Below are 13626 nucleotides of genomic sequence, written 5' to 3' on the forward strand. Positions count from 1 at the left end.
AAGTATAAATATTCATTTTTTAGAATAAAAATATAAATATTTCAATTTTTAAGATATAAGCACTTTATAAAGCGTTATGGATTGTGAACTTAAGTTGAATCGAGTACAATGATTGTGAAACTATGAACGGGAGGAATAGAAATGACGCATATTAAATTTAACTACGACATGGCAAAATCGTTCGTAGGAGATCATGAATTGACACAGATGCAGGATTTAGTGAAAAATATTCATCATGTAATCCATGAAGGTAGTGGTGCAGGTAGCGATTTCCTAGGATGGCTGGACTTACCGGTAGATTACGATAAGGAAGAATTCGCACGTATTAAAGAAAGTGCGAAGAAGATAAATGCAGATAGCGACGTGTTAATTGTTATCGGCATTGGAGGGTCTTATCTCGGTGCACGTGCTGCAATCGAGATGCTGAATAAATCATTTGATCACCTGAAATCAGATAAGACACAGATTATCTTTGCAGGACACCAATTATCATCAAGCTATTTGAACGATTTAATTGAATATGTTCAGGACAAAGATTTCTCAGTGAACGTGATTTCTAAATCTGGTACAACGACGGAACCAGCTGTTGCATTCCGTGTATTTAAGAAACTATTGGAAGAGAAATACGGCAAAGAAGGCGCGAAATCTCGTATTTATGCAACTACGGATAAATCTAAAGGTGCATTAAAGTCACTTGCCACAACTGAAGGCTATGAAACATTTGTCGTGCCGGATGATGTCGGAGGACGCTTCTCAGTATTAACAGCTGTTGGATTATTACCGATTGCAGCAGCAGGCCATGATATTGATGCGATGATGGAAGGAGCTGCGAGTGCACGTAATGAACTGAGTTCATCAGAACTTACAGAGAACATCAGTTATCAGTATGCAGCGCTGCGTAATATTTTATACAACAAAGGGTACACGATTGAGATGTTAATCAATTACGAACCGAGTCTTCAATACTTCAACGAGTGGTGGAAACAGCTATTCGGTGAGTCTGAAGGTAAGGACTTTAAAGGTATCTATCCATCAAGCGCGAACTTCTCAACGGACCTTCACTCATTAGGTCAATACGTTCAGGAAGGGCGTCGTGATATCTTTGAAACGGTCGTTAAAGTAACGACACCAAGAAGCGATGTCACAATTGAAGCGGATGAGAATGATCTAGATGGTCTGAACTTCTTAGCAGGTAAAACATTGGACTTCGTCAACACGAAAGCATTCCAGGGGACACTACTTGCACATAGCGATGGCGGGGTACCAAACTTCGTCGTTGAAGTACCGAAGTTAGATGCATTTACTTTCGGTTACCTTGTTTACTTCTTCGAGTTAAGTGTTGCGATGAGCGGCTACTTGCTCGGTGTTAATCCATTTAACCAGCCAGGGGTTGAAGCGTACAAGCAGAATATGTTCGCATTGCTTGGGAAACCGGGCTTTGAAGACAAGAAGGCAGAACTAGAAGCAAGGCTTCAATAATATATGTCATGTTATTCTTAAAACAAGCTATGAACTGTTCATAGTTTGTTTTTTTTAATATTTACATTATAATCACATAAAAGTGAGGTGAAGGTTTGTTTACAGAAGCGCACTTACTGGAATTATTTGAACGATTTAAAGGTCTCGGCATTATTATTGCTTTTCTTCTGCCATTTATTGAAGCATTTATTCCGATATTACCGATTATGGTCTTTGCTGTTGTTAATGTGAATGCTTATGGTCTGATACCTGGATTCTTACTTACATGGAGCGGTGCAGTAGCTGGTTCATATTGTGTTACGCTTTTAGTGAGAACCTATGGTCAGCATCGACTTTTAAGACGATTAAGCAAACATCCGCAGACATTAAAGTTTATAAGAAGAGTGGATAACAGAGGGATGCTGCCATTATTTTTGTTACTCTGCTTTCCATTCACACCCTCCAGTCTGGTCAATATTGTGGCAGGTCTAAGCACGCTCGATATAAAGAAATATTTATGGGTCGTTCTATTCGGAAAAGCGATTATGTTGTTTACTTTAAGCTTTATCGGTAACGATATATATTCCTTTGTGAAAGCACCTGAAAAGAGTATAATTGTTATTATAGTGCTCGTGATTCTGTGGTGGATTGGTAAAAGAATTGAGCGGCATCTGGAAAGATAAGTGATTAATATAAAATAAGTTGAGGTGCTCCTTTTGAAGCGGGAATTTATTGAATGGCTGATTGCGATTGTCATTGCCACAGTATTATATTTTGTTGTAAAGACATTCTTCTTTATTTCTTATTCTGTAAGTGGCGATTCAATGTATCCGACTTTCACTGATGGGGATAAGGTCATCGTTAATAAGATGAGTACACTGCATAATGGCGATGTTATCGTCTTTCATACAGGAAGTACTCAAGATTACGTTAAACGTATTATAGGAAAGCCGGGAGATAAAGTAGAATACAGGGATGATGTTTTATATATCAATGGCGAACGTACTGAAGAACCCTACCTTCAGGAAAACAGAATTGCTAAGACAAATATATTGCTTACAGAAAATTTCAAAGTAAGTGATCTATCTGGTGCGGGTGGTAAATCGGTCATTCCAGAAGGTAAGCTGCTTGTTCTTGGAGACAACAGAGAGACGAGTAATGATAGCAGAAGTTTCGGATTGATCAAAGAGCAGCAAGTTGTAGGAGAAGTACAGGTAAGATATTGGCCGCTAGATACATTTCATGTGAATTTTAATCCACAATAAATATAGATACAACTTTACAAAATATTCCTGTTTGTAAAGTTGTTTTTTTAGGAGGAAACAGATGACAGTTCAATTATTACTCGGCAGAAGAGGGACAGGGAAGACCCATGAAATTATTGAAAGGATAAAGTCACAGCTGAAAGGACAACCGCTTGGTGATCCAATTATCATGATTGCACCAAGACAAAGTACCTTTCAGATTGAACAGGCGTTAAGTCATGATGCGATGATTAAAGGAAGTATGCGTACAGCAATCTATTCCTTTGATCGACTGTTCTGGAGACTTGAAAGCGAAGAAGGAAGCACGGAGCTGCAGCATATTTCAAACAGTGGCGTTGAAATGCTGACGTATCAGATACTCAACGAACATAAAGATGAATTAAAGAGATTTCAGTCGACAAGCGCATATTTTGGCTTTAGTCAGAAGATGGCAGCAGTCATCTCAGAACTAAAAAAATATAATGTCACACCGCCCGATGTTTATACACTGCTCGGAAAAGAAATGGATGTGCGTACGAAAGATAAGCTGCATGACATATATGAAGTGTATACAGCATTAGACGAGAAGATGAGCGGACGGTATATGCAGACAGAGGATATGCTCGTTTCTCTATGTAGAATGATAGAAACATCAGAGACAATCCGTAATGCGGATATATACATTGATGGTTTCTATAACTTTACGACTGTAGAATATATGGTCATCCAGTCGTTAGCACAGCATGCGAAATCACTGACAATCGCATTGACAATCGATCAGACAGACCCTGTACTGTTTAGAAAGACGACCGAAACGTTGGATCATATTAAAACCTATTTGCATGAGCGCGCATTAACATATCATGTCGACAATATGCATGTTCCTTATCGTTTCAATGACGAACTGAACACGCTTGAAAACAGTTTCTCACGTGAAGTATCAATCAGTCACCCAGAGCATATACATTTATCACAGCATGCATCTGTACCAGCTGAAGCTGCGCATATCGCACATCAAATAATGGACCTCGTGAGAAATGGGGAGAGATTTAAGGATATTGCAGTACTCTATCGTGATGAAAGTTATGTCAAACAGCTGATCGATGTGTGCCGTAAGCATGAGATTCCATATCATACGGACTATAAAGAACTAATGATTCACCATAAAGCAATTGAACTGATTCGTTCATTACTGGATGCATTTAAGACAAATATGCGTATTGAACATCTATTTCGAGCACTGAAGACAGGTTTAATTGCACACGAATTTAAGAGAGAAGAAGATCTGCTTCTTATTGATATGCTGGAAAACGTTATGATTGAGCGTGGCATGTATTATGATGATTTAATTCATAAACGTAAATTATTTTATGATGAAAAGGATGTCTATGAACAAGACCAATGGGATGCATTACTACAATATATCGAGTATATGCTATCGATTATAGAACCTTTTAAGGAAGGGATAGTGAACGCGCAGTCCGGACGTGCATTTGCAAGTGCAATCTATAATTTTATGCTGTCAATTTCGCTGCCAGAATATTTGATGCAGCATAAAGATATGGCTAAAGACAACGGCGAGCAGTATATTGCGCTGACATTTGATCAGATTCTAACTGGACTAAATCAGGTACTGGATGATTTCGTATTGATTATGGATGAAGTGACATTAGATTATAAGGTGATGTGCGATATTATAGATGTTGGGTTCTTGGCACTTGAATATAATGCACCACCTCAAGGACTCGACCAGATACAGATATTAAACCTTGATCTTGCAAAGGTAGAAAATAAAAAGTATGTATTCGTATGCGGGGTCAATGATGATATTCTGCCTCGACCGATGAAAGAAGATGCGCTGATTACGGACCAGGAAAAACGTATGATGCAGGAAATAGGGGATATTCATCTTGCACCGACAACGGATGTACTGATACAGGATGAATGGTTTGTATTCTATAATGCTGTGACACATGCACAGCATTCGGTATACATATCATACAGTTTAATGAATATGAACCAGGAAGCGATGCGTCCTTCAAGGTATTTAGTGCGGCTAGAGAGACAGTTACACCTTGAGGTTCAGGATATGACGCATGATATGAAACCGCAAGACTGTATCACAACGTATCAGGCAGGTATTAAACATGCAGTGTCACATATTGAAGACGATACTTGGTCAGATGTTATTGCAGTGTATGAGACAGATCCGCAATTTGAACATGTATTTAAGCTGAGACATTACAGAAATCAGTCAGAGATGCTCGCCGAACATGAAGTGTCGCATCTTTATGGCGATACGATAAAGGCTAGCGTCTCAAGGTTTGAAACATTTAACCAATGTGCATTCAAACACTTTGCAAACCATGGTTTAAAATTAAAAGAACGTCTACCTTATCAATTTCAGTCATTCCAGCTTGGCAATATCTTTCATGATGCACTGCGACACTTAAGTGAGAAGTTTAAGGATCAGGTGCTGCAAGTGGATGCCGCTGTCATCGCTTCAGAAATCGACGACTATTTGAAAGCGTCACTGCCTTCTGTTCATTATGAAGTGCTGTATTCTAAACATTACTATCAATATATCGTTAAACAGATCAGGACAATTTTACTCTCGACTTTCACTGCGATTCAACGTCAGACGAAGTACAGCAACTTTAAGATGGCGCGTTTTGAGACGAAATTTGGTAAAGGTGGCGCACTGGATACGCAAATTTATCGTTTCGGAAAGAATAAACAGATCGAGATTACCGGACAGATTGATAGAATCGATATACTCCCATCAACAGATAAAGATTATGTGCGCATCATCGATTATAAATCACGTGAGACTGATCTTGACTTAAAGCAGGTCTATTATGGACTGCAAATGCAGATGCTGACTTATATGGACGTCGTGCTTTCAAACACTGCACGGCTTGGACTGAAGAGTGATGTAATACCAGCAGGGATGCTTTATTTTCATGTGTACAATCCAAAACTTTCATTTAACGTGAAGCAAGGTGCAGAGCAACTCTTCGATGAACGATTTAATAAATATAGTATGCAGGGGCTTATCCTTGATGACATAGAGATCGCGAAAGATATGGACACGACGCTTGAAGCGGGACAGAAATCGAAAATCGTTCCCGCGATGTTAAAGAATGACGGATCGTTTAATAAGAGAAGCTCCAGAACGCTTGCATTAGAAGAAATGCATGCACTTATTCAGCATAATAAACAGCAGTTTATGCATACAGCACAAAATATATTGCAAGGAGACAGCCGTATCAATCCTGTAAGATACGATAAGCTGAACCCTTGTCAGTACTGTGCGTTTAAATCGGTATGCCACATAGATCCGATATTAAACCAGGAGGATATCAGAACGTTTGATAAAGAAATCGACCCATTAAATGAAATTATGAAGGCGGTGAATAAAGATGCGATGGACAGCTAGTCAGCAAGAAGCGATAGTGACAACAGGACAAGATACACTCGTTGCAGCAGCGGCGGGTAGTGGTAAGACAGCAGTGCTTGTAGAACGTATCATTAGAAAGGTCATCGATCACTCGGTCAATGTTGATGAACTGCTCGTCGTTACATTTACAAATGCAAGCGCGAAAGAAATGAAACACCGTATTTTTAATCGCTTGCAAGAAGCGTTGAATGATGCACCTCATAATGAACATCTCAAAACGCAGCTCATCAAATTGCATCAAGCAGATATATCGACTTTGCATCGCTTCTGTCTTAATTTAATCGAGCGTTTCTATTATACAATTGATCTTGATCCGACGTTCAGAACCGCTTCTGAAGAAGAACGTGCGCTGTTACTCATGCAGGCGATTGATGATGTATTAGAAACAGTTTATGAAGCTGCACATCCGGATGATATGACGTTACTTCTGCACCTTTCATCAGACCGTAAAGATGATTACGTGAGAAAGACATTAGTGAAGATGTACGACTTTGCGATTGCGAACAGTCATCCTTCGAGGTGGCTAGACGCGATTGCAGCTTCATATCGTGACGTTTCAATAGACAGCAGTTATTTCTTATCGATTAATCAACAGATTAATGACGAACTGCATCAGGCAGTCCAGTTAATTAAGCGTGCAGAAGATCTATGTATCAGCCCGGCATTAGATACAAACCTTGAATATCTACAGAAAATACGCCAGCAGCTGGAACAGTTTCCTGAAGCGCTGGAAGATAAATTCTCATTTATTCAAAGTATTCAATTTGGTCGCAAACCAAATATGAAAAAGAGCGATGATCCATACGACAAAGAATTAAATGAAGGCATAAAAGAATATTTAGCACAGAGTAAGAAGCTGGTATCAAATATTCAGGAAAACTATCTATATGCACCAATAGCAGAACTTGCTGATGATATTCGTGCCATGTCGGTTGAAGTAGAACGATTGACACGTATAACACAGATGGTCATCGATAGATTCAGCCAGCTTAAACGTGAGCGTAAACTGATAGATTTTAGCGATTATGAGCATTTCGCTCTGCAAATATTAATCCATAATGATGAGCCGACTGAAATTGCACACATGCTAAAGGCGCAATATAAGGAGATTCTCGTCGATGAATACCAGGATACAAACCGTGTACAGGAAAGTATCATTCAGGCGATCAAACGTGAGGATAATATGTTTATGGTCGGAGATGTGAAACAATCCATCTATAAATTCCGACAGGCAGAACCTGAACTATTTATGGAGAAATACAGTCATTTCAAATCAGGCGGACCTGGTAAAGTCATCGATCTTTCTCAAAACTTCCGTTCACGTCGTTCTGTCATCGACAATACAAATGAAATATTCTCTAAAATAATGGATGAGAAACTTGGTGATATCATCTATGATGATGCACAGATGCTATATTACGGTGCACCGTATGACGACGTGTCACAGCATACAGAACTGCATCTTCTGAGTAAAGAGGAACTGAATGATATCGAATACTATGCTTCTCATCATATTGCCGATGTCATTGAACAGATTATTGCACAAGAAAAAGTTTATGATGTTAAGATGGGTGAGTACCGTGCAGCTCAGTATAAAGATATCGCAATCTTAGAGCGTGGATTCAGCAATGCGGCAGAGCATATGAAAGTGATGAAAGACCGTAAGATTCCTTTTCATGTGAATAGTAAAGAAGGGTATTTCCAGACGGACGAAATTAATACGACTTTAAGTTTATTAAGAGTGGTAGATAATCCATTACAGGATATTCCTTTAGCCGGGCTTTTGCGCAGCATCATCTATCAGTTTGATGCTCATGAACTTACCGCATTGAGATCCGACTGTTCAGTCTATCTTTACCATAACCTTCTCGCATATAGTGTCAATGGTGAAAATGAACAGCTTAAGCATAAGGTGAAGAAGGTGCTCGCTGATATTTCAGATTATCGTGAACAAAGTAGAAAGGTGAGTGTGAAGGACTTAATCGATTACATATATAATGACACGCTGCTCATTGAAAAGTTTACCTTACTGCCAGGAGGCCACCAGCGACAAGCCAATCTGGAAGGTCTGCTACAAAAGGCAGAGCAGTTTGAACAGAGTAGTTACCGAGGTATCTATCAGTTTCTTCGCTTTGTAGACAATATACTTGAAGCTGGTAAAGACTTTGGTGAGATGAATATTGTTTCAGATGAAGCGGACGTTGTCAGAATGATGACAGTCCACGCCTCTAAAGGATTAGAGTTTCCTTTTGTCATCTATAACAATATTGACCGCCAGTTCAACTTGATGGAAACAAAGGAACAGCTGCTGCTGAATCAACGTCTTGGCCTGTCTATTAATTTCTATGATAAGGCGGCGCATACGACTTATCCGTTAGCAATCAATCAGTTGTTTAAGACGAAGATTCGTAATGAACAAGTGTCTGAAGAGTTGAGGTTGATGTATGTTGCGCTTACGCGTGCCCGTGAAAAACTGGTGCTTGTAGGAAATGTCAAAGACGATAAAGTGATAGAGAAGTTTCAGAATGTAGAAGTCGATAAAAAGATGGATGATTACTATAGACTCAGTGCGCTTAGTCCTTTGCAGCTTATCGCACCGATTGCATTACATGATGCCTCTATCGACGTTCGTATTATTCGTACGCTGAACACGCCCGAAAATGAAGCTACAGAAACAGCTGAATCTAATGAAGCTGAAGGTGTAACATGGCTACAGGAACTTAAAGAGTACCGCTATCCATATTTAAGTGAGAATTTGCTACCGACAAAAGAAAGTGTGTCAGAAATAAAGAAAGCACAGGAAACAGATGATGAAGCCACTGCCTGGACATATATCAATCAATATCGACTTGGTAAAGCGACTTATGATCGTCCAAAGTTTATGTCTGAAGAGAAGAAGACGGCAGCTGAATATGGAACACTTATGCATAAAGTAATGCAGCATCTGCCGCGCCTGAACAATGTGGAATCAGAGGATATCAAGCATTTTCTTGATGATTTAGTAGAGCGTCGCATTATTTCAGATGAGGAACGACCACTCATCAACGAAAAACATATTTATCAGTTCACAAAGACTGTACTTTATGACAGATTGGTTCATGCAGACGAGGTTTACTTTGAGCTGCCGTTTGTTATCGGTAAGCAGTATATCACACAAAGTCATCCAGATCAGCTTGTCCAGGGGATGATTGACTGTGTATTTAAGTTTGACGGACATTACTATTTTATCGATTATAAGACAGATAAAGTAATCTCACGGCTCAGCCGCACGACAGAGGAAACACTAGCAGAATTGAAGCTTCGTTACGAAGTTCAGATGAATTACTATAAGAAGACGCTGGAAGTTATATTAGATGAACCTGTAACTGGATATCTATATTTCTTTGAGGCGGGAATGGTTGAGGTGTAATGATAAAATTATTGCTTAAATACAGTATGATGGGAATCGTTTTATTAATCTACGGGCTGCACTTTATATATTTAAGTGCACAGCCTGTTGAATTTATTAATCCATTCGATTATTATGCGCAAGAAGAACTCCCTGTGCTAGAAACTTACTTATTTATCATTTTGTTTACAATGATTCCGGTCATCGCTTATTTTCTGGCACGTGTGCAACTTACACGCAGAATGATGGCTTACTTGATTATTGGTGGGCTTCTCATATTAGTACATTCAAGAATGAGTATCATATTTATGATGATGCTAGGACTTATTGTCACGAATATGATTTATAAGTTCATCGGAGCATATTCACGTACACTTTATATCAGCATCGCCTGTTTATTGATAAGTGTGCTGTTCATCGCTATTTTAATTCCGTCTTTGTTACTCTATGGTGACAAGGAGACATTTCTTAATGTTAATGCATTCCAGGAATTTATTGGCACATACAACGCTTCTCATTACGGAGAAATCTTACAGTTGAACAGAGAACTGTTCAACTCGCATCTGTGGCATTATACAATCGTGCTATGTTGTGTTATCGTACCTTCTATGCTTTTAGGACGTGCACGAATCACGCAGTTCAAGCTTCCACTAGCACTTATACTGTTAACTTTAGGAACAGCAGCTAAGTTGCAGCTGTTTAGCACCACTTTTGACTGGACACAGTTTATCATTACGTTGTCCGGATCATTATTACAAGGACTAGCTATCGCTATGTTACTCGACCGCAATGTTCATGTCACTCCACGTGATGTCATTACTTTTATGGCTTTTATTGCCATCGTCGAGATCAGTGCCACACTGCTATTTACAGGGTGGTTCCGTGCATTTCCACCAGAGAACTTAAATGTAATGATGACAGAAAGCTTGATATTGACTGTAATTATAAGTGCCGTATTCGTCGTTTTGATGTTAATTCTTCATGTAAAAAATAATAAATTCAAAAAAATCTGAAAAATAACTCTAAAACAATGAAACGTCATCTTATTTTCTGTATAATGAAACAAAGTATAAGAAGGAGTGGAATTCATGAAATTTTTGTCGTTTGAGTATAAAGGTAAACAATCTTTCGGTGTAAAGGTTAAAAGAGAAGATGCAGCATGGGATCTTGTCCGTGTATTTGAAGCAACGAATACAGCGAATTACCCAAAGACGTTATTAGAAGCATTACAGCAAAACAATACGCTCGACTTTCAGGAGCTTGTACGTAAAACAATCGCACATATAGAGCAAGAGAAGGATGCCGAAGATTACAAAGTTGCATATACAGATATGACGTTCCTACCACCTGTTGTTCCGACCAATAATGTTATCGCTATCGGGCGAAATTATTCGGATCATGCGAAGGAAATGAACAATAATGTGGATGAGCTCTATGTCTTTACAAAAGCACCTTCAAGCTTAATTGGAGATGGTGCTTTTGTACCATCACATAGCGATGTTACAGAAGCATTAGATTATGAAGGAGAACTAGGCGTAGTCATCGGTAAATATGGTCATAAGATTCCTAAAGCATTAGCATTAGATTATGTTTATGGTTATACAATCATTAATGACATTACAGCACGTGACCTGCAGAAGGCGCATGCTCAGGCGTTCTTATCTAAGAGCTTATTAGGTGCATGCCCGATGGGACCGTATATCGTAACGAAAGATGAACTGCCGACTCCAGAAAATGCAAATATCGTAACGAAAGTGAACGGTGAAATTCGTCAGGATGGCAATACGGAGGATATGGTAAAGAAAATTGACGATCTGATTGCTGAGATTTCACAGTATGTTGCACTACATCCAGGTGATATTATTGCAACAGGTACACCAAGCGGTGTAGGTGCAGGCATGAATCCACCTGTATACTTAAAGCGTGGGGATGAAATTAAAGTGACGATTGACGGTATCGGTACTTTACAGAATACAATCGGAGAATAGTATCCTTTTGTTCATACAGTTATTTTGGTACAAGTATAGGAATCTATGTTAAACTAATAACAGTATGAATATAAAGGAGTGAAATACATGGAAACTGGTATGTTTCATCTGCATATTTTAAGTTGGGTTGTTTTAATTATCGTTTTCTTTGCAGCATACTCTAATTTCTCTGATCGCTTAGGTCCTAGCAAATATTTCAAACCATTACTTATGGTTCAGCGATTATTTGCATTACTTGTGATCATCAGCGGAATTATGATTTTTATGCAGTATATGAAAGTAGATTCAGCATTGTATGGTATTAAATTCTTATTAGGTTTAATTACTATCGGTTTAATGGAGATGACAATTGCGAAGAAGAAAAAGAAGAAACCTTCAAGAACCTTCTTCTATCTCGTAATATTATTTATCATCTTAACAATCGGCTTAGGTATTCATTTACCGATGGGGCCAATTACAACGATGTTTAAGTAAAGCATGAAAAGACGGCAAGAAACGTTTATTGTTTCTCGCTGTCTTTTTTATTCGAATATTTTATGAACTCTTACATAAACGATAAGTAATTTAGTATAATCAATATAATAACTTAAGTGAGGGTATTCAAATGAAAAGAATTTCAATCATATTGGTGATATTACTGCTATCATTCAGTGCGCTACCTGCACAAGCAGCGAGTCAGGACGAAATGCGTATCTATAACATTCTTACTGATCGATTTATGAATGGTGATGAGAATAATAATAAAGACATTCATAATGACAAGGACAATAATCTGCCTTACGGTGGAGACTTTAAAGGTATCATCAATAAAATAGACTATATTAAGAAGATGGGCTTTAATGCCATTCATGTCTCACCGGTGTTTGACCATGACAAGAATGATTATCTAGGGTATAAGATTAATAATTATAATCAGATTTCTAAAACATTCGGTGGAGAGAAGGACTTCAAACAGCTCGTATATCTTGCACATAAAAATAATATGAAAGTCATCGTCGATATGCCTGTTGTTGCAACGGATGATTTCACAGTAACAGAAGACACGAAGATGAACGCAATAGAGAAATCGTATTACAAAGATACACCGATGATTGATTTAACGAATGAAGCAAATATTAAGCGCTATAAGCAGCTGATGACAGACTTCGTAAACAAAACGAAAGTCGATGGCTTATCGATGTATGTACTTCAGGATAATGTCGATCTTTCAAAAGTATTTCCTGAGAATATAACAAAGATTGCTATTACCAATAGCGATGTTAAAGTAACCGGCTATGATTACATTCAGACTGGGAAGACATCAGAGCAAATTGCACAAGCATTCAAGAATGTTGATGAGCAAATCCCAGAGCAGCACAATAAGAAGGAGCTACTTTCAGCTGATAACTTCTTTACCCCACGTTTCACAAGCTATGCGGTTCATGAAAATATGTTCCCAGGAACACGTATTAAACAGATGATGGGCTATCTGTTTGTACAAAAGCAACCGGTCAGTATGACTTATGGTACTGAAATTGCGATGAATGGTGAAAAACTTCCTGATACACACCAACTACTCGATTTTAGAACGGATAAAGAAGTGGTGGAATACTTAGAACAGACGAGCGAAGTTTATCATAAGTACAAAGAAATGTTCGATGGTACTTCTAAAGTAATCTACAACGAAAAAGGTGAACAGCTTATCTATTTCGATACAGACAAAGTAGACTTCATCTATAATATTAACGATACAAGCAAATCTACGAACGTTAAACTGACAGACAAAGACATACCAGGCGATAAGATGCTCAGCGGATTGCTTATTGGAGATAGAATCCATGTGAAAGACGGCACGTTTAATTTGATAACGAACCGTGAAGAAACGGAGCTTTACGCACTCGTTCCACCACGTGGATTGAACTTAGGCTATGTGATCGCATCACTGTTAACGATCGTGCTCTTTACAGTATTTATCATCGGTGCAGCAAGAAATAGGAAGAAACATGTCAATAATTTAAGGAAATAGAAACAACGAAAAGACAATCCGTGCATACGGGTTGTCTTTTCGCTGTTGAGATGGGGGTGCATAAACAAAGTGCAACACCATGC

At 38.5% G+C, this 13626-nt stretch carries 9 protein-coding genes; all 9 read left to right on the forward strand.

What is annotated here, in order from left to right:
- The first annotated feature begins 141 nt into the window (after nt 1–141).
- The 9 genes from KYI10_03140 to KYI10_03180 all read left to right on the forward strand — a co-directional run bounded on the left by KYI10_03140 (nt 142) and on the right by KYI10_03180 (nt 13543).
- Entirely contained in the window at nt 142–1479 is a 1338-nt protein-coding gene (locus KYI10_03140) for a glucose-6-phosphate isomerase (protein QYA33445.1), read from the forward strand.
- 95 nt (nt 1480–1574) lie between these two features.
- Complete coding sequence (locus tag KYI10_03145) at nt 1575–2141, forward strand: VTT domain-containing protein (GenBank protein QYA33446.1); 567 nt, start codon at nt 1575–1577, stop codon at nt 2139–2141.
- Nucleotides 2142–2174: 33 nt separating this feature from the next.
- The gene (gene lepB, locus KYI10_03150) at nt 2175–2723 is read left to right on the forward strand and encodes a signal peptidase I (GenBank protein ID QYA33447.1); all 549 of its coding nucleotides are present in this window, start codon (nt 2175–2177) and stop codon (nt 2721–2723) included.
- 61 nt (nt 2724–2784) lie between these two features.
- Nucleotides 2785–6141, forward strand: coding sequence for a helicase-exonuclease AddAB subunit AddB (gene addB, locus KYI10_03155; protein ID QYA33448.1), 3357 nt, complete (start codon nt 2785–2787; stop codon nt 6139–6141).
- Nucleotides 6125–9571 (forward strand): helicase-exonuclease AddAB subunit AddA, encoded by a 3447-nt coding sequence (addA, locus tag KYI10_03160; GenBank protein QYA33449.1) that lies wholly within the window; start codon nt 6125–6127, stop codon nt 9569–9571. The genes addB and addA overlap by 17 nt, the downstream gene beginning before the upstream one ends.
- Nucleotides 9571–10563: a hypothetical protein gene (locus KYI10_03165; protein QYA33450.1), complete on the forward strand. Its 993-nt coding sequence runs from the start codon at nt 9571–9573 to the stop codon at nt 10561–10563. The genes addA and KYI10_03165 overlap by 1 nt, the downstream gene beginning before the upstream one ends.
- Before the next feature lie 75 nt (nt 10564–10638).
- The gene (locus KYI10_03170; protein QYA33451.1) at nt 10639–11538 is read left to right on the forward strand and encodes a fumarylacetoacetate hydrolase family protein; all 900 of its coding nucleotides are present in this window, start codon (nt 10639–10641) and stop codon (nt 11536–11538) included.
- 87 nt (nt 11539–11625) lie between these two features.
- Nucleotides 11626–12012: a YisL family protein gene (locus tag KYI10_03175; GenBank protein ID QYA33890.2), complete on the forward strand. Its 387-nt coding sequence runs from the start codon at nt 11626–11628 to the stop codon at nt 12010–12012.
- Nucleotides 12013–12142: 130 nt separating this feature from the next.
- Nucleotides 12143–13543 carry an alpha-amylase family protein gene (locus KYI10_03180; GenBank protein ID QYA33452.1) on the forward strand — a complete coding sequence of 467 codons (1401 nt, stop codon included), beginning with the start codon at nt 12143–12145 and terminating at the stop codon, nt 13541–13543.
- The last annotated feature ends 83 nt before the right edge of the window (nt 13544–13626 follow it).

Source organism: Macrococcus sp. 19Msa1099 (genome assembly GCA_019357535.2).
Classification (GTDB): domain Bacteria; phylum Bacillota; class Bacilli; order Staphylococcales; family Staphylococcaceae; genus Macrococcoides; species Macrococcoides psychrotolerans.

Excerpts from the sequence above, each read along its gene's own strand:
- KYI10_03140 (QYA33445.1), top strand. The coding sequence starts at position 142 with ATGACGCATATTAAATTTAACTACGACATGGCAAAATCGTTCGTAGGA.
- addB (QYA33448.1), top strand. The coding sequence starts at position 2,785 with ATGACAGTTCAATTATTACTCGGCAGAAGAGGGACAGGGAAGACCCAT.
- addA (QYA33449.1), top strand. The coding sequence starts at position 6,125 with ATGCGATGGACAGCTAGTCAGCAAGAAGCGATAGTGACAACAGGACAA.
- KYI10_03165 (QYA33450.1), top strand. The coding sequence starts at position 9,571 with ATGATAAAATTATTGCTTAAATACAGTATGATGGGAATCGTTTTATTA.
- KYI10_03170 (QYA33451.1), top strand. The coding sequence starts at position 10,639 with ATGAAATTTTTGTCGTTTGAGTATAAAGGTAAACAATCTTTCGGTGTA.
- KYI10_03175 (QYA33890.2), top strand. The coding sequence starts at position 11,626 with ATGGAAACTGGTATGTTTCATCTGCATATTTTAAGTTGGGTTGTTTTA.
- KYI10_03180 (QYA33452.1), top strand. The coding sequence starts at position 12,143 with ATGAAAAGAATTTCAATCATATTGGTGATATTACTGCTATCATTCAGT.